The following is a 23,682-nucleotide window of genomic DNA, read 5'->3' as shown; positions in this document are numbered from 1 at the left end:
CCAAGTCTCTATCCGCGTTACAGATCACCAACAAAATGTTCACCACCACCACCTCACATCAACCCCACAAGCAGGGTCTTGCCGTCTGGCGCGAGCTTAAATACCCCAAACTTTGCGCCAGCGTACTGGTGGGCGGTTCCTTCCTGAAAATAGAAGGCCGTGGCGGCGGTGAGCACTTCGTAGCCGCGCAGCCTGTAGGCCAGCAAAAATTCATCAGCTTGCAGGGGGCTACCATCGTCCAGCCGCACAAATGATGCCGCGTGCGGCACCGGGTCATTGGTAATGCGCAGCACGGCAAAGCCTTCCGCGTTCCTGCTTTCATCATCTATATTGCGGCTGTTTGCGCTCGCTGTGGGGGAACTGGCACTGCCATCCGTGCCTCCGCCGTTTTCCGCATTCATTTGAGCAGCCTTTTGGCCCGCGCTCTGTGCGGCGCTCTGCCTTCGCAGTGCATTACGAATATCGTTGTTCACCACATAGCGCAGGGCCATGTAGTCGCCCATGAGCGGCGCGCGCGGGTCAACCGGGGCAAGGGGCAGCAGGATTGTTTTGCCCTCCGCCAGCACGGTTTCCAAGCGATATACGGAAAGGGCGTAGCCGCCCAAAAACAAAACCAGCACTGCAAGAATATAGAGCTTACGCATGTGCTGCCTCCCGCGCCGCAGCTTTTGCCTGCCATAGCCGCAGAATCAGGGCCAGTACCAGCAAGCCAAGGCCTGTTGCCATCAGATAGATGGATTTTTGGGAAAACGGCACAGCCAGACTGTAGTAATAAAAAACCATGTAGGCGAAGAGATACGCCAGCACAAAGCCCTGCATAACCACGCTGCCCATCCGCCTTGCCAGCGTTAGCCCCAAAAGGGCCAGCCCCGCCCCCGGCAGATACCACGACACCGCAAACACAAGGGGCATGCCCGCCATTGTGAGCAGCCGGGCAGTCCTGCCCGCCCCTTTGCCTAACCAGTATGCCAGCGCGGCCACAGCCAGAGCCGGGGCAAGCCCCAAATATCCCGTAGCCAGACCGGGCAAACCCATATCGCTGGCGAGGCTGTACGCCGGAGCAAGGGTGAACATCTCAAAAATCAGCACGGAAGCGTAAAAGCCGTAAAACCACCCTTCCGCCACTTTGCCACGCGCCGTGCCGCGCCACATGTGTTCACGCAGGCAATAGCAGGCCAGCCCCGCGCAAACCAGCGCCCACCACAGCGAAAACAGCTCCACCGCGCCGCCTATTTCGGAGGCGGCAAAACCATTGCGCGCATACCCGTAAGAGAACGCAATCCCCAGCGCCACAGAGTTGCCAATCACCACAGCCATAATTCCCGAGTAACCAGCATTGCGCATGAAAATACTGAGAACAGTAAACGCCGCTGCCAACGCGAAGCAGGCCAAGCCTTCGGGGTTGATGCTCATGCACAGGGCAATGCCAACCCCGGCAGTGCCCGCAAGGGTCAAGGCAAAGCCAAAGTGCCGGGCAAACAACTGCTGCCTTGCCAGCAGCACCCGCCCCATAAGCAGCACCGGCACAGATGCCGCAAAAACGGTCAGTTCCTCATTGGAGCTGATCCCCAGACTCTCAAAAAGCAAAAATCCAAAAAAGGCGATGAAGAAAACCGCCGCCACCCATCCGCCAAAGGCCAGCATGCCCCTGACATACCAGGGGGAGGGTTGCGCCCCCAGCCTGCCCAATGCGTCAGACAAGGGCTGATTGAGCGGCACAAAATCGCCCGCCTGCAAGTGCGCCCACAGCGTTTGCCAGTTATTCCCGGCAGCGGCGCGGGCAAGGATTGAAGGGGAAATAGCCACTGCTTCGGCCTCATGCCGGGGGGCCGTTATCATGCTGCGCTGCAGGTGCAGCAGTATCTTTGCCAGCCCCGCAGTCACGCCGGTGACAAGCAAACCCCACAGCAAAAAGGTTGCCATGCTTCCGGCGCTGAAAAACAGCTCCGCTTCCGCCAGAATGGAAAGCAACACTGCCGCGCCCGCTGCCAGAAGGGTCGCAAGCATAAAAAGGTCGGGTTGCCGGGTGCGATACCACCACCACGAAAAACCCGCCGTGACCAGGGCAAAACCTACAACAAAATTGGGCGAAAGCCAGAGCATCTGCCCATCCCTGAAATACAGGTCAAAAATAGTGGCAATCAAAAAAAACGTGGTGCGGGAAACCATGTCAAAAAAGAGCAGTCTGGGCATCCAGCGCGAGCAGAGCCACGCCTGCGCATGGGCCTTGTTTTTACTTTGGCTTTCATTCTGGCCTTTGCTCTGGCCTGGGGCATTATCTGGGCCATCATCCAGATTCTGTTGCAGTCTGGTTGCCGCCCTGCGGGCCATCCACTCCCAGCACGCAATGACGCAGGCAATGGCAACAAGCCACTCCGGCACCATAAAAAACTGCCCCAAGGCATCAAGAGGCGATGAAAGGCTACGCCCAAGCCAGAGCGCCGCAAAAATATTGGCCGAAATCCACGCGGCAAACCACAACCCGGCCTGCCTGCCCGCCAGCGCAAGCAGCACCAGCAGCGCCGTCCATACCCGAAACAGCTCCCACAACTCGGCCCCTGTCTGGTAGGTCTGCCCAAACACCGCCAGCATCGGCCCCATTGCAATGCCGCAGGCCAGCAGCAAAACCTGCCCCAGCCGCGTATCCGGCCCCAGCAGCACAGGCCCAAGGCCGCTCCCGGTCACCAGCGCACCCGTGAGCGCCATGCGCGCAAAGGGCGTCATGGCTCCCCAGTTCCAGGCAATGAAGCAGATCACGCCCGCCAGAAAAAACAGCGCCCCGCCCAGCAAAAACATCTGCCGCCAGTAGGCGAGCCAAGCCTTGCCGTCCGGCCTGAAACCGCAAAATTCCACGGCCCGCTGCCATGCTACAGTGCTGATTACCCCGGCATCGCACAGGGTGTTGAGCGAGGTCTTGGTCAGCGGCGGCAACACTCCGCCACCGGGGGCGAGGTCTGGCGCAATATTTGGCGCATGACTGGGCGTTGCAGAAGGATCAGAATTTTCAAATTCACTCATGGGCGGCTTCCTAACAGTGCGCAGGGGCTTGAAAAGCAATGACGGTTATCAGCGTAATGCCAGCATAACAAAACACCCTCTGACGGAGAACAGGAATATATCTCTGTAATTATAGCGAGATATACAACTCTGCCGCCACGTGCGGCAGCAGGTAAAGCAGCGCGCATGCTCAGCGGCGGCACCCAGGCGCGGGCAACAAATCATAGTGAACGGGTTTTATACGGTTGCCTTTCAGCGCAAGCTGTACCAATCTTGGGAGCTTGAGACAGCGCGAGTGCGCGGGCAGGCCATGCGCCCTGCCCTTGCGCAGCGTAAAACCGTTTTTGTAAACCACTCTATTGGCCCCAACGCGGCACCAATTCATGAAATATACAGCCCACATACTGTGCGCACTGGCGCTGCTTTTTACCGCCGCCTGCTCGCTCCTGCCAGAACACACGCCGCTCACAATGGAAGAACGCCGCTGGATCAAGGAACACCCGGACGGCGTGCGCGTGGGCGTAAGCCTGCACTATCCCCCCTACGAAATTTACGACATGAACGGGCATTATCAGGGGCTGAGCGCAGACTACATCCGGCTTATTACGGAAAAGACCGGGCTGAAATTCGTGCCTGTCCGCTTTCGCAACCGGGAAGAAGCGCTCAAGGCGCTTGAATCGCACAAGGTCGATATGGTGGCGGCTCTGGAGATGACCCCCGAGCTTCAGGAGTATCTGGATTTCACCCAGCCCTACATCAGCGTGCCCGCAGCCATCATATCCCGTAAGGAATACGCGGACGACCTCACCCTGGACAAACTGGTGGACATGCGCATCGGCGTGACTGTTTCCGACCATTTCACCAAATATCTCAACGAGCATTACAGCGGCACGAGCCGCACCATCCTTCCCGTTACCGGCGGCTATATCGGCGGCCTGCGCGCGCTGGCCGTGGGCGATGTGGACGCCCTCATCTGCGACATGGCCCTTGCCTCTCACTACATTGCCAATGCCCGCATCAGCAACCTGCGCATAGCTGGCATTACCAATTATTCCATAGATCTGCGCATAGCATCCCGCAAGGATGAGCCCATGCTCGGCAGCATCGTACGCAAGGGGCTTGCCCTGATTCTTCCCCACGAACGGCAGGTTATTGAAGAGGAATGGCTTTCCCTTCAATACCGCCCCTTCTGGGCGAGCCGCACGTTCTGGATGGGCGTGTTTGCCGTATTTGGCCTTGTGTTTGGCAGCATTGTGCTGGTGCTGTTCTGGAACCGCAGCCTCAAGCGGCAGGTCAACCAGCGCACCCTTACCCTGCGCTCCATCAACACCGTGCTGCTGGGGTCGCTGGATTGCCATACGGAGCAGGAGGTTATGCTGCGCTGCCTCATGGAGGCCCGCGTCATGTCCGGCAGCGAACACGCCACCCTGGCCCAGTTGCAGCCCCAGGGCACGCTCAACCACCTGCTGACGGTCTATCCCGAAGATGGCGAGCCGGACGGTAAAAACACCAGCGGGCGCGACGCCATCCAGCTTGGGGAAGCCCAGCTCAGCGAACTGCGCTCCGGCAATGTTGCCCGCGCGCATCTTGCCAGCGAAGGCCTGCACATGGTGATCGTGCCCTTGCAGCAAAAGGACGCCGCTGTTCTGCGCTGCATCACGGTAATACGCCGCCGCAAGGATTACACCCCAACGGAAATACTCGGGCTGACGCAGGTACTTTTTGCCTTTGAAGAAGCCCTGCAACGCAAGCGTGCAGAAATCTCCCTGCACGACAAAGAGCTGCAATTGCAGCGAGTGCAGCGCATGGAGGCCCTTGGCACTCTGGCAGGCGGCATTGCCCACGACTTCAACAACCTGTTGGGCGTCATCATTGCCAATGGCGAAATGATCGAACTGTTCCATCTGGAGGGCGATGCAACGCTGGAATCCAAGACCAAGGCCATTCTTGCCGCAGCCTACCGGGGCCGCGACCTTGTGAGCCAGATTCTCAGCTTTACCAAACGCAGCAATCAGGAAGTGCAGCTCGTACACGTCAGCCATATTATCAAGGAAACCGCAAAGTTCCTGCAAACGTCCTTGCCTGCGCCCATCTCCATCCACTACAGCATCGGCGACCCGGAGCCTCCGGTGCTAGCTGATCCCACGCAGTTGCACCAGGTGCTCATGAACCTGTGCACCAATGCCGCCCAGGCCATGGAAACCAGCGGCGGCGTGCTGACCATCGGCATAGAAACGGCGAATGAAGCCCCCTGCGCCGCAAAAATATCCGAACGCGGTTTTTTGTGCCTCACCGTTTCAGACACGGGCTGCGGCATGAGCAAAGAAGTGCTCGAGCGCATTTTTGATCCCTTCTTTACCACCAAAACGCCGGGAAAGGGTACGGGGCTGGGGCTGGCTGTGGTGCAGGGCATCGTCAAGGCCTGGGGCGGCTGCGTGCAGGTTTCCAGCGAGGCGCGGCGCGGCTCTGTGTTCCGGGTGTACATTCCCGCAGCGCGTGAGCAAAAGTACGCCCAGCCAGCCAAGACCGGGCCGCAAAAAATGCCCGCAGGCACAGGCTCCATCCTCTTTGTGGATGATGAACGAGAACTGGCGGAGACCTTCCGCGTGTTTCTCGAAAGTCTCGGCTATACCGTGCATGTGGAGACGGAAAGCAATGCCGCGCTGGAACGCTTTGCCCAGTGCCCCAAGGCATACGATCTGGTCATCACCGACTACAGCATGCCGGGCCTGTGCGGCGACAAGCTCGCCCGCGCCATACTGAACATCCGGCCCGATGTTCCCATCATCCTGTGTACCGGCTACAGCCATACCTTTGGTGAAGACGAGGCCGCTGCCATTGGCATTGCGGCATTTCTGAACAAACCTGCGGAGCTGCACAGTCTGGCCGAAGCCGTGAAAAAACTGCTGCATCCTGACGATACCAATCCATAATATTTCTGAGACATTGCAGCGCCGCTGGCGCTGTCTGGCACTACGGAGGAACGCATGGCCCGCATGCTGGTGATAGATGACGACAAACTGACCTGCGACGCACTGGTGGAACTGGTGCGCACTATCGGACACTCGGCTGACTTTGCGCTCACCGGGGCCGACGGCAAACGCATGGCTCAGGCAACGGAATATGACATCATATTTCTGGATGTGCGCCTGCCCGACACCAACGGGCTGGTCATTCTGCCAGACCTGCGCCAGGGCACGCCCCCGCCCGAGGTCATCATGCTCACAGGGTTGGGCGACCCGGACGGCGCGGAGCTTGCCATACGCAATGGCGCGTGGGATTACCTGCAAAAACCGCTTTCTCCCAAAAAGATATTGCTGCCGCTGCAACGCGTGCTGAAATACCGTGACTCGCTCAGGGAATGCAGCGCTCCGCCGCTGCTCCTCTCCCGCGCTGGCATCATCGGCCACAGCCCGGCGCTGGAGCGCGCCCTGGAACATCTGGCCTCCGCTGCCAGAGGCGACGGCAGCGTGCTTATCCACGGCGAGACGGGGACGGGCAAGGAACTGTTCGCCAAGGCCCTGCACCGCAACAGCAGGCGTAAATCCGGACCCTTTGTGGTGGTAGACTGCGCCTCGATCCCCGCGACTCTGTTGGAGAGCACCCTGTTCGGTCATGTTAAGGGAGCCTTTACCGGGGCGGACAGAGCCAGCGACGGTCTGGTGCTTGGGGCCAACAACGGCACTCTTTTTCTGGATGAAATCGGAGAACTGCCGCTGGAACTGCAAAAAAAGCTGCTGCGCGTGCTTCAAGAGCGGCGCTACCGCCCTGTGGGCGGCAGTATTGAGGTGGAAAGCGATTTTCGGCTGGTGGCCGCCACCAACCGCAATCTGGAGCAAATGGTCGAGGACGGCGATTTCCGCCGTGATCTGCTCTATCGACTGGGGGCCACCACCCTCCATTTGCCGCCCCTGCGCGAGCGGAAGGAGGATTTTCCGGAATTAGTGGAAAGCATGGTGCGACGCATGGCCCGGCAGTATGGCGTTCCGGAAAAGAGGCTCAGCACGGGCTTTCTGGAAACGCTGGAATCCTACGACTGGCCGGGAAATGTGCGCGAACTGGACAATGTGATTGAAAGCGCCTTTACAGGGGCCTTTGACCTGCCGGAACTGTGCGTCCACAACCTGCCGGAAGGCGTACGCATTCGCATTCTCAAGCATTCCATCGAGCTTAATGGCGAACATAACGGCCCTGCAGCGCCACACCCAGTGCTCTCCGCCAGCGGGAACCTGGGCGCGGCCCCGTCCGCTGTGGGGTCGTACAAAGACTTTCGCCAGCAGGTGCTGGCCGTGGCCGAGCGGGAATATTTTTCACAACTGATGGAAACCTCGGCCTGGGATATCAGGAGGGCCTGTGAAATCTCGGGCCTTGGCAAGAGCAGGCTGTACGCACAGCTCAAACACTACGGGTTGGAAAAAGACTAAATTTTCCACCAAAAATGGAAAAATCTGGACTATGCGTAGGCGTTCTGTCCACCTTTTTTGTAAAAAGCGTGACAGTAAATTTCAACATACTGATGTTAAACGATATTTTATTTGGCACATAAATTGTTAAGCCCGCTCATATGTACTGATTGGTTACAAATTTCACAATAAGACCTTGAGAGTAGATATGAGCAAAAAAAATCCCCCCGAAACTGCGCCTGGCGGAGAAATCACACGGCGCTGCGTTCTCAAGTGGGTTGCCGCTCTGGGCGGACTGGCCGCAGGCGGCGGGCTGTTCTACGGCCTCAACTACGCTGTGAGCGCGCCCGCCAAGGATGGAAAGACCATCTGGACCTCGTGCAACGTCAACTGCGGCAGCCGCTGCCTGTTGCGCGCCCATGTCGCCGACGGCGTGGTTACACGCATTGATTCGGACACAAAGGGCGACAGCGAATACGGCCTGCACGAAATCCGCGCCTGTCTGCGTGGCCGCTCCATGCGGCACCGCCTGTACGCTCCCGACCGGCTCAAATACCCCATGAAGCGCGTTGGCGCTCGCGGCGAAGGCAAATTTGAGCGCATTTCGTGGGAGCAGGCGCTGGACGAAATTTCTGCCCGTCTGAAAAAGACCATTGCCGACTACGGCAACGACGCCGTCTACATCAACTACGGCACGGGCAACCTCGGCGCCACGCTCTCCATTTCATGGCCCACGGGCAACACCCCGCTGGCGCGCCTGATGAACTGCCTTGGCGGTTATCTGAACATGTACGGCACGTACAGCACCTCCCAGATCAGCCAGGCCATGCCCTTCATGTACGGCGAATATCTGGGCAACAATGCGCTGAGCGACATTGCCAATACCAAGCTTGCGGTCTTTTTTGGCAACAATCCCGTAGAAACGCGCATGAGCGGCGGCGGCATGACCTACGATCTCATGCAGGCAAAGCAGAAGGGCAACGCCCGCATTGTGGTTATTGACCCCCGCTACACCGATACCGCCGCCGTTGCCGATGAATGGATTCCCATCCGCCCTGGCACGGACGCCGCCCTTGTGAGCGGCATGGCCCATGTGCTGATTACGGAAAATATGGTGGACACTGATTTTCTGAAGCGCTGCACCGTGGGCTATGACGAGGATTCCCTGCCGGAGGGCATCCCCGCAGGTAATTCCTATAAGGCCTACATACTCGGGCATGGTGAGGACAAAACCCCCAAAACGCCTCGCTGGGCTTCAGCCATTACCGGGATTCCGGAAGACAAAATCATCAGCCTCGCGCGCGAAATCGGCGGCGCAAAGCCCTGCTACATCTGTCAAGGCTGGGCTTCCCAGCGCCATGCCAATGGCGAGCAGACCTCGCGGGCCATCACCATGATGGCCATGCTCACCGGCAACATGGGCCTGCAAGGCGGCAGCACGGGCGCGCGCGAAGGCAGCGCCAACCTGCCCGTTGCAGTCTTCCCCTTCCTGACCAACCCGGTCAAAAAGGCCATCTCCGTTTTCTCGTGGACAGAAGCCATCAAGCGCGGCGCGGAAATGACCGCCCTGCGGGACGGCGTACGCGGCGCGGACAAGCTGGACGTGCCCATCAAGTTCATGTGGAACTACGCGGGCAATGCCATCATCAACCAGCACTCCGACGCCAACGAGACCAGCCGCATTCTCAAGGATGAATCCCTGCTGGAAACACTGGTGGTCATTGACAACTTTCTTACGCCAAGCGCAAAGTTTGCAGACTATCTGCTGCCGGGCACCTTTAACCTTGAAGAAGACGACATCATCCCGCAGGGGTCTTCATCCCAGCTCCAGTACGTCATCTTTGCCCAAAAGGCCGTGGAGCCGTTCTTTGAATCGCGTTCTATTTACGACATCTGCACCGGCATTGCCGAGCGCTTCGGCGTTCAGGAAAAATATACCGAAGGGCGTACGCGCGATGCATGGCTGCGCAAGCTGTATGACGACACCCGCAAGAAAATCCCTGAACTGCCCGCAACGGTAGAAGAAGCCTTCAGCATGGGCGTGCTCAAGCGCAAGGCTCCCCAGCCGCCCGTTGTGCCGTACAAGGCCTTTCGCGACAATCCCGAGGCCAATCCGCTCAAGACCCCCACGGGCAAGGTGGAAATTTTCAGCAAGAAACTCTGGGATATCGGCCACACCTGGGAACTGCCCGAAGGGGACCGCATCACCGCCCTGCCCGAATACCTGCCCACATGGGAAGGTGTTTCCGACCCGCTCAGGAGCAAGTACCCGCTCCAGCTCATCGGGCACCACTACAAACAACGCACCCACTCCACCTACGGCAATGTGGACTGGCTGAAAAAGGTGGCCCCGCAGGAATTGTGGATCAACCCGGTGGACGCCGAAAAACGCGGCCTCAAGGCGGGCGACACGGCCAAGGTCTTCAACGACCGGGGCACGGTGTTTGTTCCCGTCAAGGTCACGCCGCGCATCATGCCCGGTGTGCTCAGCCTGCCGCAGGGCGCGTGGTATGAACCGGATGCAAAAGGGCAGGATCACGGCGGGTGCGTGAACGTGCTCACTTCCTTGCGGCCCAGTCCGCTTTCAAAGGGCAACCCGCAGCACACCAACCTTGTTGAAGTCGTCAAGGTCTAAGGAGAAGCTTCATGTACAAAAGACCTGCCTTTCATATCGACACTTCACGGTGCACCGGGTGCAAGACCTGCATGATCGCCTGCATGGACAAGCATGACCTGCCCGAGGGTGTGCTGTGGCGGCGCGTTACGGAATACGTTGGCGGCGAATGGGCCGCGCGCCCTGACGGCACCTATACCCAGAATATTTTCGGTTATTATCTGTCCATTGGCTGCAACCACTGCCAAAACCCCATCTGCGTGCGCTCCTGCCCCACCACGGCCATGCACAAAGGCAAGGACGGCATTGTTTCGGTAGACCACACCAAGTGCGTGGGGTGCAGATATTGTGAATGGGGCTGCCCTTACTCCGCCCCCCAGTACGATGCCAAACTCGGCAAAATGACCAAGTGCGATTTTTGCCGCGACTATCAGCAGGAAGGCAAGGCACCGGCCTGTGTGGCGGCCTGCCCCAACCGCGCGCTGGATTATGGCGAATATGAAGAGCTTGCTGCTAAATACGGCGAGGTCAACGTTATCGCGCCCTTGCCCGATCCCGGCATTACCCAGCCGAATCTTGTGATCACACTGGGCAAAAATGCCAAACCGGCTGGTTCCAAGGCCGGGAAAGTCAGCAACCCTGAGGAGGTGTAGCCATGCTGTCCAGCGAATGGAGTCTCGTCATGTTCACCATCCTCGTGCAGGCAGCTGTGGGGATGGTGCTGGTTTCCGAGGCGGCGCGGCTTTGCTTTGGCGTAAAGGCTGCAAGCCTGCGCTGGCAGACCCCGGTGGCCTGCGCAATGTCGCTTGTGGCCGTGCTGCTTTCCCTCACGCATCTGGGCACGCCCTCGCACAGCATCTTTACCGTGCTGAACATCGGGCATTCGTGGCTGAGCCGCGAAATAGCCTCTGTGGGCTGTTTCAGCGGCCTCCTGCTGGTTCTGTCCGTACTGCGCAGAAACAACGCCTCAATTGCTCCGCTGGCTCTGGTCACGGTGTGTATGGGCCTTGTGACCGTGGGCATCATGTCCAAGGTCTATCTGCTTGAAACCATCCCGGTCTGGAACACGGTTTCTACCGTGTTGGGCTTCTTCAGCACCGTGCTGCTCACGGGCGCTGTGGTCAGCGGCATGGTCTACAGCCTTGAGAAAGACGCGGGCGGCATGGGGGATGCAAACTCCGGCAGGCTCATGGGCGTGGGCAGCCTTGCCGCCACTGCGGGCCTGGCTCTCAAGTTTGTGAGCATTCCTCTGAGCATGCTCACCCTGGGCGTGGTCGGCAGCACAGGCGCCAGCGGTATGGACATGCTCGCCGGAACAGGTGTGGGCATACTGGTGATCTGCATCCTGCTGGTCTTCTTTGGCGGCGCCCTGTTTGCGTGGAGCGCGTGCCGCACGGTTTTTGCCGGGCACGACAGACCGCTGATCGGCTCCACCCTGTGCGCGCTGGCCCTTGTGCTCGCCGGCGAAGTTCTGTCCCGGCTCATGTTTTACGGAAGCTACCTGCGCATCGGCCTGTAACATTTCACATTGGCCCGGGGGGCAACCTCCGGGCCACTCCATACCTATGAATACAGAAACTCTTGGCGCATGCGCCCTGGCATACAATTTTTTCAGCCGTATTTTTCTGCATGCCCCTGACCCTTTGTTGCTTGATCTGCTGGCCAGAGAGCGCCTGTTTGAAAACTGGCCCATGCAGCCGGAAACTCCAGAGGGCGTCAGCGGTTTGGCCCTGCTTGCGGACTTTTTTCGCAGTTACACAGATGCGGCCTTGCCGACACTCAACGCTGATTACACGGCCCTGTACGCAGACCCGGCGCAGGCAATCCCCCTGTGGGAATCTGTGTGGACGACCCGCGACCAGCTGCTCTTTGACGGCCCCATGTTTGACGTGCGCGCCGCCTATGCTGAGTATGGCCTTGTGAGCCCACGTGCTGCGCATGAGCCGGACGATCACATAGGGCTGGAGCTTTCCTTTTTGGGCGGTGTACTTAACGAAGCCGCCGGGGCCGCAGACAGGCAAAACCCTGAGGAAGCGTTGAGCCATCTAAAAGTCGCACGCAATTTTCTGAACAGTCATCTGGCACGCTGGGCCGGAAATTTTTTGCTGGAAACCGCCGCGCGAGCCACGACGCCACTGTACGGCGGAGCTGCGCTGCTTTGCCATGATACGCTGTTTCAGACAGGGGCATTGCTGCAAGCAGATTCTGCACACTCCCTGTAAATCCTGCACGATACATTCCGCTGACCGCACTGTAAGCAGCTTTGGTATTGCATGTGGAATCCCCCGGCGCTCCGCCCGAGCGCCGGAACGGCGGTTTGCCGAATCATGCAACGCAGACCGGCACAACTTCCGGTCGATTCTGGCAACTCCTCTCTCGGTTCAATAAATCTTCCCCATATGGGCTTCCTGTTCACCGACAGTTACGCGGCAACGCCCTTGCGCCCAGCAAGCAGGTGTTACTTTTTTGTGCCGTTATACTAGCGAGGGCCTGTTCTCCCTATTGTTTTTCCCTGCGCGTCCGTTTAGAACCAAGCATCACATCTGTCATTCTATGATATAACTGCGAGGGAACGGCAATGCTGAAAAATATCTCTGTTGCCAGAAAGTTCACCATTCTTATAGCTTCTGTATTTTTGGGGATGACTGCCCTTTTTGTCATTTCAACATACACGATATCAAAAACATCAATTGGTTCCGCAACATATCAATCCATAGAGAACAGCAAGGATTTGCTTGCCGATATTTTGCCGCCACCGCTCTATGTGATTGAAACATATCTTGATGCATTGCAAGCTGTTAGCTCCACAGATGCCGCCAGCCTTGAAAAAATTTACGGATCCATTGCCCAGCACAAAAAAGCATTCCAGCGGCAATATGAACTCTGGCATTCCGGCGCTATTGACCCCAAGATCAAGGAAATTCTCAATCAGGAACTGTATCCCACCGGAAAAGCCATCTTTGAAATATTTGAAACCAGGCTCAAGCCTGCGCTCCAGAGCGGCAACAAGGCGGAAGCTGAAAGCATTTGCCTGAGCCAGCTTGCGTCTGCCTATCAAAAGCACCGGGCCGTGGTGGACAAGCTTGCAGTCCTGCTGGATGACTATTCCAAAAAAGTTTCGGACGAAGGGCGCAGCGTTGTTGAAACCGGGCGCATTTTCTTTACCGCCATGTTTATTTGCGGTCTGGCGCTCATCACGGTGATCTCGCTGGCCATTGCCATGGGCATTATCAAGCCGCTCAGGGAGTGCATCTGTTTTGCAAAAAACATCAGCGACGGCGCGCTTGATTCAGAAATGACCATGCAGAGAAAGGACGACTTTGGCACGCTGGCAACAAGCCTCAGCACCATGCTTGTGGAGCTGAAACGCAAAATTTCTTTTGCGGAAGAAAAAAGCCAGCTTGCCGAGCAGGAGGTCGCCAAGGCCACCCGCGCCGCAGAAGAAGCGCACGAAGCCAGACAAAAAGTGGAAGAGAACCGCAACAAGCTTGTGGAAACAATCCACAGGCTTGAGAGCGTGGCAGGTGTTGTGACTGCGGCCTCCGAGCAGCTTTCTGCGCGCGTTGAGCAGTCCAGCCGGGGCGCGGACGAGCAATCAGGCCGAGTGCGGGAAACCGCCACAGCCATGGAAGAAATGAACGCCACCGTGCTTGAGGTGGCCAGAAATTCCCAACGGGCTGCCAGCGCCTCCACCGAAACGCGCGGGCAGGCTCAGGACGGAGCCGCCATTGTGGACAAAGCGGTTAAAGGCATTGAAGACGTGCGCGCCCACTCCCTTGCCATCCGCGAAGACATGGCGGTACTGGGCAAACAGGCGGACGGCATCGGGCAGGTCATGAACATCATTGCAGACATAGCCGATCAGACCAACCTGCTTGCGCTCAATGCCGCCATTGAGGCTGCGCGCGCAGGTGATGCGGGTCGCGGCTTTGCCGTGGTGGCCGACGAGGTGCGCAAACTGGCGGAAAAAACCATGACGGCAACCCAGGATGTGGGCCGCGCGGTAAACGAAATTCAGGCTGGTACACGCAAAAATATTTCCAGCGTGGAAACCGTGGTCAAGGCCATTGAAAACGCCGCCGCCCTTTCTGCCCACTCTGGCGACTCGCTGAAAAATATCCTCGGCTTTGTGGATCAGGTCAATGATCAGGTACAGTCCATTGCCACGGCCAGCGAGCAGCAGTCCGCAACCAGCGAGGAGATCAACCGTTCCGTTGAGCAGATTGCCACCATCTCCGCAGAAACCGCGCAGGCAATGGAACAGGCCTCCACAGCGGTATCCGACCTCATGCAACAGACCCAGATATTGCATCAACTCATAAAGGACATGAAGGCGCAAAGCCAGACAGCCTGAGTAATCCCCGCACAAGATCGCAAGCTCCCCAATGGCCGCCTTTGGGGAGCTTTTTTGCGCACTGCCCATGCCGGGCAACTGGACGCGTATCAGGCATAACGGTATAGCTTGCCCATGATACCCCGCGCTCGCTTTATCATGCTGAATCTGTACCACATCCTGATTGACGGCCTTTTCGATTCCGTTCCGGTTGTGCTGGCATTCATGGCTCTGGCCCTTGGCAGTGGAGAAACGGACGTGGGCCTTGTGGTGTCGCTGGGCGCGGCCCTGAGCACTGCCGTGGGCCTTGGCACGGGCCTGTTCTCGCGGCGGTTCGGCTTTTACGGTTCTGTGACCTTGCTCATAGGCATGGCCGGGCTTGGCTATCTGGGCGCGGCCTTTGCGGGCAGCATGAAGACCGCCGGTGCGTGCTTTGTGCTGGCAATGGCTGGCTTTGCCGCCTTTCATAATATTTCTTTTTCCTACATCACGGCCAATACTGAAAGGCAAAGCCTTGGCCGGGTCATGAGCGACTTTACCGCCATTGGCGATGTGGGGCGTATCCCGCTGGTGTCTTTTGCCGCCTTTGCGGCGGCCTACTCTGTGGGAACCATGCCGGGCTGGCGGGCAGTCTGCCTGGCCTATGGCGTGCTGGCCCTGTGCGCCGCCCTATCGCTCTTTTGCTCCGCCGTAAAAAAATCCCCGGCGGCAGGCGGCAGCACGCAACCGGGCGATTCCGCTTTCGATCCAGCGCCCGGCGCTGAGGCCAATCCTCCCGTGCGCCCGAGGCGCAATCCTTTTGCCGGGTTCAGCATACTGAAAAACCGGGATGTCTTTCTGGCCATGCTTGCCAGCATGCTCAATGCCTTCAGCAATGACCGAATCTTCACCTTTCTGCCATTGCTGCTGGTGGCAAAAGGCATAGACGCCAAAACCATCGGCTCGTTCGCTCTTGGCTTTACCCTTGGTTCCTTTGTGGGAAAGATGGCCTGCGGACGCCTGATAGATATTTTCGGCACCCGAAAAATATTTGTTATCGCAGGCATTATCCTTGCCCTGCTGCTTTGCGCCCTGCTCCAGTCAAGCAATCTCATACTGACGGTGATTATATCCCTGGCCATCGGCATAGTAACCAAGGGGACAGTGCCCGTCATACAGACCATCATCACGGAGCCGGTACGCGGCGCAACCGTCTACGATGCCATTTTTTCGCTCAATTCCTTCGGACGCGGCATAATCAACATGCTGACGCCCGTACTCTTTGGCGGCATTGCCTCCCTCTGGAGCATGGAGGCCGTCTATCTGCTCATGGCTGCGGTCGCCGCGCTGGGCATTGTGCCTGTTCTGCTTATGAGCTGGAGCCGCACCGCCGAGTAAGCAACCGCTGCCGCCTGCACGTCCTGATAAAGCGAAAGCGCCCATGAAATCATGGGCGCTTTATTTTCGCGGTGCTTCAGGGGCTGACCGTGCGCAGCCTAGAACTGATACACAAAGGTCACGGCGGTGTTCCAGGCATCGGCGCTACGGTCGCTCTTGCCGTTCATCTTGCTGTTGCCCCACACAGAGGCGCTCTTGTCAAGGAAGAGCGCGTCATAGTTGGTTTCCACATAGATGGTGAAGTTGTCGTACATCTTGTACTTGGTGCTCAGGCCAAATTCCACAAGGGTGTCGTTGCGGGTCAGATACAAGCCCTCGCGCCCGGGAACAGTGCCGTCGTTGGGGGCCATCCAGCTTCCGGTGGCGTTTCTGATTTTTTTCAGGAGCGCCGGGTCGTTGGTGCCGCCCATATAATTGATGCGGAAGGTGTGGCTGAGGTTGTCGATAAAGCTCATATTCTTGAGCCGCGCGCCAATGCCCCAGGTGCCGGTCATGGATTTGCCCACAATGCTGTCGCGGCCCACAATGGGGTCGCCGTGGAAGGCGAATTCCGAAAAATCGTTGGGGTTGTTGGGGTGGATGTTGGGCATGCGCTCGGAGCCGTTGCCCGGATTGTCATCGTCGCCTGAAGTATACCAGCCGTAGAGGCCAGGGGTACTCCAGTCCAGCTTGTATTCGAGCAGCAGGGAGGCCAGCCAGCCAGCACGGTTCATGGCGGCATCGTCATACTGCACGGAGCCGTAAACAACATCCCACGACACGCGGAATGGATCGAACAATGTCACCTGACCGGGCAGGCCCACCCACATGGCATTGCCGTATTCGCTGAGCTTGCGTTTGTGAAAGCCGCCATACAGGGGCAGCAGGCCAGCCTTGGGGCCACCGGCAGAGGCTACGCTCGCGTAGCTGGTGATCTGCTCATTTTTGACGTTGTTGTAGTTGATGGCCGGGCCAATGCCCATATACATGCCCCAGGGCGTGAGGCTTACGCCGTCAAACGTCAGGGGCAGGGTCAGGCCTACGGCATCCATGTTGTCCATGTAGCCGGGGTTGCGGTTGGTTGCGTCAGTGGTGTTGTCGTTGAAGAGGCGCGCCCAGAAGGCCGTGACGCCCACGTTTTCGTTAACGGCGTAGGAGGCGGTGATGCCCGCCGCGTCATCGGCCAGCACCTGGCTGTTGTTGATGTAGTCGGGCAACTGCATGGGCTGAATACCCATGCGCACCTTGAGGGCAGTCTGCGGCACAGTCCAGTCAAGAAAGGCATTCTTGACCTTGACCCAGTTGCCGTCCGCGCCCAGCGAACCGCCGCTGTTGCTGGCGCCCCAGTACTGCATCATGCCCCGGTTGTAGCCACCCAGTTCAAAATGCACGGTGCCGGAAAGATTCTCTGAAGCCTTGGCGTCCAGTTGCAGGCGAACCTGCTGGGCGGCTTCAAATTCGTCTTCACCTGTGCTGTAGCCCGTTTTGTTCCCGCCCTCGGTAAAATTGCCGTGCTGGCCGTAGCTGAAATTATAAGCCCAGCGGCCCTTGGCCGAAAAATCAATGGCGCTTGCTCCCCCGGGCACTGCGCACAACATCCCGGCTACCAAAAGTAACACTGCAATTTTTTTCATCCCCGGCTCCATCTTCGTTTCCTGGTTCAGTAAGTCAATGACCAAATCAACAGCATTCCAAAATCTGCACACATAGGGGGGTCGCCATTCCTAACTCCGCAGGTGATATTTTTCCACACTATTTTTTACCAAGCCGTGGAACGTGTGGGCTTGGCGTGCTAGGCCCGTGGGGTTTCTGGGGATATTTTGCAAAATATTGCTATCTGCGGCAGCACCTCAAAACCTGGTGGAAACACCCATTTCTGCGCACTTGCCGCCATTTGCGGCCCCACAACGCACCTGATATGGTAGCTCATGGCTGGCAAGCCCACGCCTGCCGCAACTGTGCCGCACACTCACAGGCGGAGCCCAGCCACGGGCCGCCGCCACAATCCGGTCTGCCCGCCAGCATGACCGCCCCCATCGGTTTGCCATGCTGCACGCCATCAGAAATTCCAGCCTGTTCGTCAAGCTTGTGGTCATGGTCAGCCTTGCGCTCTGCCCGCCCATGTTGCTCGGGCACATGGCTGGCTCCTATTTTATCAGCAAGTACGGATATGAGGATGCGGAAAACACCGTCTCGAGCGTGGCGCAACTTGCGGCGGAATCGCCGCTGGTGGTGGAGGCCATGCGCACCCGCCAGCCCGAGGCGTACAGGCAGATGACCGCCTTTCTTGAAACGCTCACCCGCGCCTCGGACGTGAAATTTATCGTGCTGATAGATATGCAGGGTATCCGTCTTTTTCACCCCGACTCAGCAAAAATCGGTCAGCACTTCGTGGGCGGCGATGAAGGCAAGGCCCTTGAAGGGCTGTCCTACCTTTCATCGGCGCGAGGCACATTCGGATTTTCGCTACGGGCGTTCCGGCCCATTTTTGACGCGCAGGGCAATCAGCTGGGCGCGGCTTCCGCAGGAATTTTGTCCAGTGATATCGAAGCGGGCGTGGCGCGCCTGACCGGGCCTCTGGGCTGGCTGCTGGCCCTCTCGCTGGTTATTGGCATCGTGCTGGCAGTGCTGCTTTCGCGCACCATAAAAAAAATTCTTTTCGGGCTGGAACCGCACCAGATCGCGCGGCTGCTTGAAGAACGCAACGCCATACTGCGCACCACCCGCGAGGGCATTATAGCCGTTAACAGGGACGGCACCCTGGTACTTGTTAACGAAATGGCCGAAAAAATCCTGCGTTCGGCGGGCGTCTTCGGCCCGTTGGAGGGCCAGCCCGTGCAGAGTGCCATCCCCGGCACCCGTCTTGATGCCGTGGTCAGGGAGGGCAGGCCGGAATATGACCAAGAGCAGAATATCAACCGCTGCGTGGTGCTGACCAACCGTGTGCCAATCTTGGTGCAGGGGGAAATAATCGGCGCGGTGGCGACCTTTCGCGACATGACGGACGTGCGCGCCCAGGCCGAACGCCTCACTGGCCTCAGCAATTATGTTGAGGCGCTGCGCTCGCGCTCGCACGAATACCTCAACAAGCTGCACGTCATTTCCGGCCTGTTGCGCAATGGCCGCCACGCGGAACTTGATGCCTACCTTGAGCAGATCATCGGCAGCAAAAAACTGGAAACCTCCGCCATTGCCGCCTTGGTCAAGGATCCCATTGTTGCGGGCTTTCTGGAGAGCAAGTACAGCCGCGCTCATGAAATGGGCGTAACACTTGTGATTGAGGGACGCGGCGTTATCCCCCCGCTTTCGCCCAAGGGTTCGCACGCCTTGGTCACGGTGGTGGGCAACCTCATTGACAATGCCTTTGAAGCCACCATCTACGCTGTAGAAAAAAGGATCACCCTGAATATCGAAAATATCCCGACCCAGGCGGGCGGGTCTGACGAACTTGTTATCAGCGTGTCCGACACCGGACGCGGCATTTCCGATGAACACCTGGAAAAAATCTTCACCAAGGGCTTTTCCACCAAGGGGTCAAACAGGGGCATCGGGCTTTACATGCTGCTGCTTACGCTGGAAGAAATGGACGGTTCTGTGGAAATCGACGCAAAACCGGGGCACGGCACGGTCTTTACCGTGCGTGTTCCTGTGGCTGCGCTGGCGCAAGGAGAACAGGAATGATCCGCGTGCTCATCGTTGAAGACGACCCCATGGTGGCAGATTTGGCGGCAATGTATCTTGAGGGAATAGAGGGCTTTTGCCTTGAAGGCAGGGCCAGCTCCGGCGAGACCGCGCTGGAACTGCTGCGCGCCGGAGAGATTGATCTGGTGCTGCTCGACATGTTCATGCCCGGCATGACCGGTATGGAACTGCTGCGCATCATCAAGACCAGTTTTTTCAATACAGACGTCATCATGATAACCGCCGCGCAGAACAGCGACGACATTCTCAATGCCCTGCGCATGGGCGTTGCAGATTATATCGTCAAACCCTTCACGGTCGAGAGGTTTCGCACCGCCCTTGAGCAACTGCGTGAAAAGCGCCAGCTGCTCACATCGCCCGAGGTGCCCATCACACAAGAAATCCTGGACAAGCGCATCTTTATTAAAAAATCTGGCCAGCCTCCGGCAGATACTCCAAAGGGCATAGACGCCACCACCCTGCAAAACATCATACAGGTGCTGCAAGGCTGTTCCGGCCCGTTCAGCCTCAAGGATATTGAGCCGCTGACGGGCATTTCGCGCATATCGCTGAAAAAATATTTCGACTACCTTGCGGCGGCAGACCGCCTGGGCAGTGAAAAAGACTACGGCGGTCACGGCAGGCCCGTGACCAGATATCACTGGAAAGGCTGAAGTGCAGACGTACCGGCGGTTGGCCTAACCCAGCGCCCGCCATGCGATAAACAGTCCTATGGCCATGCAAAGCCCGCTGACCATGCGCTTGAGCAGGCTCACTGGCACACGGTGGGCAATGTGCGCCCCCACGGCTATGCCCACAAGCTCGCAGGCCGTGACCCACCAGACCGTGGAATAGGAAATGAAGCCGTTGCTCATGTTGCTTGCAGAGCCGGAAACAGAAATTACCATCTGCAAAACCTGGCTTGTGGCAATGCACTGCAAGGGCGCGTAGCTGAACAGCAGCATGACCGGCACGGAAATGATGCCCCCGCCAGCCCCCGTCATGCCGCACAAAAAACCCGTAAAAATGCCAATACCAAAGAGCAGCGCCGTATTGCCCCTTGGGCTGAGCCGCTGTGCCATACCCGTGCCCTTGCGCGCAGGAAGCATGGAATACAGGCTGGAAAAGATTATCAGACAGGCCAGCAGAATGTTGAGTCCGCGCGCCGGAACATACGCCCCCACATACGCCCCCGCATAACCCGACAAAAAACTGCCCGCCACCACTGGCAGGGTAACCCGCCAGTCAATGGTGCCGTAGCGCTGATAGCTCACCGTTGCCACAATGCCCGCAAACAGAAAGCTGAACAGTGCCGTTGCCATGGCCTCATGCGTGCCAAGCCCGCCGAAAAACATGATGGCTGGGATCAGCAGCACGCCGCCCACCCCTGTTGCGCCAATAAGCGCGCCCACCAGAAATGACGAAACCGCAAGCGCCACAAGCATAAAGGCTCCTTTGGATTGCTGCAGGCATGGGCAGTGCGCCGGGCCGAGGGTTAGCCCGGCGCACGCCCGCAATGTCGGCAACATTTCGGCAGAGTGACTGGCTAAACGTTGGCTGCAAATTCCGTCCGGCCTGTCCGCTGCAAAAGCGCCGCCCTGCCGTTCTGGGCCGGGAGGCGCAAGCTGCGAGCGTGACGGGGTCCGGCATATGACCCCGTCACGCGGGAGGAGAGTGTTTAATCCGAGAGAGGTTACACCGCCGCGTCGGTCACGGCAGATTCAGAGGCTTCTTCCACGCTGCTGGCAGGCACAGTGTGGTACAGATCGTTACGTTCACGGATGGTTCCCAGCCATATGGTGGATATGGTGCTGATAAGACCGGCCGCAAGCAGATAGCCGCACAGATACCAGGGCTGCGAGCCATTGGCCTGTACCAGCATTGTGGCGATCATGGGCGTCAGACCCGAGGCGAAGATGCCCGAGAACTGATACACGAAGGAAATACTCGAATAGCGCACTGTAGCATCGAAACTGTCCGAGAACAGGCTCGCCATGCTGGCATATGCTGCGGCGTAGACGATACCGAAGGGAACGATGATGGCAAGGTACACAAAGAACAGGTTGGTGGTGGCGTAGTTGTGCAGCACCCAGAACACGGGGAAGGAGGTGATGCCCAACAGCAGTGCGGCAGTGCCGAAAATACGGCCTTTGCCGATGCGGTCGGCCATGGCGCCCCACATGGGGATAAAGCAGGCCATGACAGCGGATGCCACCACCACGGCCATGAGGGCCACGGTACGGTTCACGCCGCAGGTATTTGTAAGGTAGGTCAGGGAGAATACGCCAAACACGTTGAAGGCGATACCTTCCACAAAACGCGCGCCCACGCAGGCCATCAGGGTCTTGGGGTAACGCTTGAAGGCGTCAATCATGGGGTAGCGGATTTTTTCCACATGCTTTTTGGCACTGGAGAAGTCCTGAGTTTCCTGCACGGAGGTACGGATATACGCGCCAACAAGCACCAGCACGGCGCTCAGCACAAAGGCCACGCGCCAGCCCCAGGCGATAAAGGCTTCGTCGGGCAACAGCCAGGAAAGCAGGCCGATCACGCCGGATGCCAGCATGAGACCAAGGGAAAGACCCACCTGGGGCAGGCTGCCGTAAAATGCACGCTTGTGGGCAGGGGCCGATTCAAAGGCCATAAGCACCGCACCGCCCCACTCGCCGCCAAGGCCAATGCCCTGGGCAATACGGCAGGTGACCAGCAGAATGGGCGCCCAGATGCCGATGCTGTCATAGGATGGAATGCAGCCAATAAGCACTGTGGCCACGCCCATGATTTCAAGGGTGAGAATGAGCATTTTCTTGCGGCCGATCTTGTCGCCAAAATGCCCGAAGATGAAACCGCCAAGGGGGCGGGCAACAAAGCCCACGGCAAAGGTCGCAAACGCCAGGATGGTACCGACGCCCGACGAAAAGGACGGGAAAAACAGTTTGTTGAACACAAGCCCGGCGACTACGCCGTAGAGGAAAAAGTCATACCATTCGATCACCGCGCCCATCAGGGAAGAAATAACTACGCGGCGCAGGTTTGCCTGGGCAGTTGCTTTATCAACAGCGTTGCTCATGTGTTTTCTCCTTATGACAGGCCCAGCACGCGGCGGGCGTTTTCATACATGACCTTGCGGCGGGCTTCTTCAGTAAGATCAAAGTGCTTGTAGGCTTCAAGAGCATCAGCCAGTTCCACAAAGGGATGGGCACTGGCAAAAAGCACCTTGTCAGGGATGAGGTCGTTCATGGCGCGCACGTACACGTCAACCATGGGCGCGCGCTCGTATTCCGAAATATCCATGTACACATTGGCGTTGCGCAGGCAGGTGTAGATGGCCTCGTTTACAAAGGGGTATCCGCCGTGGCTCATGATGAGCGTCAGCTCGGGAAAATCTCTGGCAACCTTGTCCACATCGCGGGGGTCTGCGTATTCCAGAATGGCCCCCGGCACCTGCGGCGGCGGAGCCATGGTGATGAACACCGGAATATTCAGCTCGCAGCACTTGGTGTACAGCGGATAAAACCTGGCCTCGGAAGCGGGTATGTGCGCAAGGTAAGGGTCAATGGCAATACCCTTCATGCCGTAATCGGCAACCACGCGCTCGATTTCGCGCACCGCGTCCATTTTTTTGTGCGGATCAATGCCCCAGAACCCCACAAACTTGTCGGGATAAGCCCGGCAAAACTCCAGCACGCTGTTGTTGTTGGCCGGAAATCCGTAAGTGGTTTCGCAGTCACGACCGGTTATGACCCCAAGCTCCACACCAAGATTGTTCAGATCAGCCACAATCTCGTCAAGAGGCTGGGGCTTGCGGGCGTCAAAGCCAATGGCTTTGCAGGCCGCCTTGAACATGGCGCTGTTCTTGATGCCGTTAATGATTTCTGGCGTGTTTGGGCGAAAGCGAAAGTCAATAACGTTCATAATGCGGTTCTCCTGAACCCGCTTGGGGGGTTATGCGGCGCTGGCGGCAAGTGCGTCTGCCAGATCCACGCGGGTTGCCCTATCAGGCTGCCCGCGCAGGAAACAAAAAGGTTTCCCATCTCTCTTCTCCAGGCGTTGCTATTTCTAAGCCGTTCAGGTCGCCTCCAACCCACGCGGCTTGTGATATTTTTCGTTTTGCACGATGTGTGCCAGATCACAAAGCCTGACTTTCAGCAATTTCTCACATAATATTCAATTAAATCAGTATAATATTTTTATTTACATCATATTTTTTTAGTATGTTTTAAAGCCGCGTCGCAAATTTGCATCAAGCAGGAATCGTTCTCCCGCAGGCTGAAAAGGGCGCTTGTGAAAATAAAATC

General features: G+C 57.9%; 16 protein-coding genes. 10 read left to right on the top strand and 6 right to left on the bottom strand.

Annotated elements, in window-relative coordinates; genetic code table 11:
• Window positions 1-53 precede the first annotated feature (53 nt).
• Both JMF94_RS01375 and JMF94_RS01370 read right to left on the bottom strand, forming a co-directional pair.
• Window positions 54-644: a GDYXXLXY domain-containing protein gene (locus JMF94_RS01375; RefSeq protein WP_240823431.1), complete on the bottom strand. Its 591-nt coding sequence runs from the start codon at window positions 642-644 to the stop codon at window positions 54-56.
• The gene (locus tag JMF94_RS01370) at window positions 637-3,018 is read right to left on the bottom strand and encodes a DUF2157 domain-containing protein (RefSeq protein ID WP_240823430.1); all 2,382 of its coding nucleotides are present in this window, start codon (window positions 3,016-3,018) and stop codon (window positions 637-639) included. The genes JMF94_RS01375 and JMF94_RS01370 overlap by 8 nt, the downstream gene beginning before the upstream one ends.
• A gap of 362 nt (window positions 3,019-3,380) precedes the next feature.
• On the opposite strand from JMF94_RS01370, the gene JMF94_RS01365 reads away from it, so the two are divergent.
• The 8 genes from JMF94_RS01365 to JMF94_RS01330 all read left to right on the top strand — a co-directional run bounded on the left by JMF94_RS01365 (window position 3,381) and on the right by JMF94_RS01330 (window position 15,724).
• Window positions 3,381-5,930, top strand: a complete 2,550-nt coding sequence (locus JMF94_RS01365; protein ID WP_240823429.1) for a transporter substrate-binding domain-containing protein — start codon at window positions 3,381-3,383, stop codon at window positions 5,928-5,930.
• 54 nt (window positions 5,931-5,984) lie between these two features.
• Window positions 5,985-7,421 carry a sigma-54 dependent transcriptional regulator gene (locus JMF94_RS01360; RefSeq protein ID WP_240823428.1) on the top strand — a complete coding sequence of 479 codons (1,437 nt, stop codon included), beginning with the start codon at window positions 5,985-5,987 and terminating at the stop codon, window positions 7,419-7,421.
• A 187-nt stretch (window positions 7,422-7,608) separates the two neighbouring features.
• Complete coding sequence (locus JMF94_RS01355; protein ID WP_240823427.1) at window positions 7,609-10,035, top strand: DMSO/selenate family reductase complex A subunit; 2,427 nt, start codon at window positions 7,609-7,611, stop codon at window positions 10,033-10,035.
• Between the two features lie 11 nt (window positions 10,036-10,046).
• Window positions 10,047-10,667: a DMSO/selenate family reductase complex B subunit gene (locus JMF94_RS01350; RefSeq protein ID WP_240823426.1), complete on the top strand. Its 621-nt coding sequence runs from the start codon at window positions 10,047-10,049 to the stop codon at window positions 10,665-10,667.
• 2 nt (window positions 10,668-10,669) lie between these two features.
• Complete coding sequence (locus JMF94_RS01345; RefSeq protein WP_240823425.1) at window positions 10,670-11,533, top strand: DmsC/YnfH family molybdoenzyme membrane anchor subunit; 864 nt, start codon at window positions 10,670-10,672, stop codon at window positions 11,531-11,533.
• Window positions 11,534-11,579: 46 nt separating this feature from the next.
• On the top strand, window positions 11,580-12,236 hold the full coding sequence (locus JMF94_RS01340) for a molecular chaperone TorD family protein (RefSeq protein ID WP_240823424.1): 657 nt from the start codon (window positions 11,580-11,582) through the stop codon (window positions 12,234-12,236).
• 542 nt (window positions 12,237-12,778) lie between these two features.
• The gene (locus JMF94_RS15115; RefSeq protein WP_240823423.1) at window positions 12,779-14,368 is read left to right on the top strand and encodes a methyl-accepting chemotaxis protein; all 1,590 of its coding nucleotides are present in this window, start codon (window positions 12,779-12,781) and stop codon (window positions 14,366-14,368) included.
• A 114-nt stretch (window positions 14,369-14,482) separates the two neighbouring features.
• Entirely contained in the window at window positions 14,483-15,724 is a 1,242-nt protein-coding gene (locus JMF94_RS01330; protein WP_240823422.1) for an MFS transporter, read from the top strand.
• Between the two features lie 98 nt (window positions 15,725-15,822).
• Here the strand turns inward: JMF94_RS01330 and JMF94_RS01325 are convergent, their stop codons facing one another.
• Window positions 15,823-17,337: an outer membrane homotrimeric porin gene (locus JMF94_RS01325; protein ID WP_240823421.1), complete on the bottom strand. Its 1,515-nt coding sequence runs from the start codon at window positions 17,335-17,337 to the stop codon at window positions 15,823-15,825.
• Between the two features lie 412 nt (window positions 17,338-17,749).
• Between JMF94_RS01325 and JMF94_RS01320 the strand changes: the two genes are divergently transcribed.
• Window positions 17,750-19,384: an ATP-binding protein gene (locus JMF94_RS01320; protein WP_240823420.1), complete on the top strand. Its 1,635-nt coding sequence runs from the start codon at window positions 17,750-17,752 to the stop codon at window positions 19,382-19,384.
• Entirely contained in the window at window positions 19,381-20,058 is a 678-nt protein-coding gene (locus JMF94_RS01315; protein ID WP_240823419.1) for a response regulator, read from the top strand. Before JMF94_RS01320 ends, JMF94_RS01315 begins: the two co-directional genes overlap by 4 nt.
• A 24-nt stretch (window positions 20,059-20,082) precedes the next feature.
• Here JMF94_RS01315 and JMF94_RS01310 read toward each other — a convergent pair whose 3' ends face one another.
• From JMF94_RS01310 to JMF94_RS01300, 3 genes are all read right to left on the bottom strand, one after another.
• Entirely contained in the window at window positions 20,083-20,829 is a 747-nt protein-coding gene (locus tag JMF94_RS01310) for a sulfite exporter TauE/SafE family protein (protein ID WP_240823418.1), read from the bottom strand.
• 248 nt (window positions 20,830-21,077) lie between these two features.
• On the bottom strand, window positions 21,078-22,454 hold the full coding sequence (locus JMF94_RS01305) for an MFS transporter (RefSeq protein WP_240823417.1): 1,377 nt from the start codon (window positions 22,452-22,454) through the stop codon (window positions 21,078-21,080).
• A gap of 11 nt (window positions 22,455-22,465) precedes the next feature.
• Window positions 22,466-23,299: an amidohydrolase family protein gene (locus tag JMF94_RS01300; RefSeq protein WP_240823416.1), complete on the bottom strand. Its 834-nt coding sequence runs from the start codon at window positions 23,297-23,299 to the stop codon at window positions 22,466-22,468.
• Window positions 23,300-23,682 lie beyond the last annotated feature (383 nt).

The organism is Desulfovibrio sp. UIB00, assembly GCF_022508225.1.
Taxonomy (GTDB): domain Bacteria; phylum Desulfobacterota; class Desulfovibrionia; order Desulfovibrionales; family Desulfovibrionaceae; genus Desulfovibrio.
Note: the sequence above shows the minus strand (reverse complement) of the source record. Positions and strands in the feature narration are given on the sequence as shown.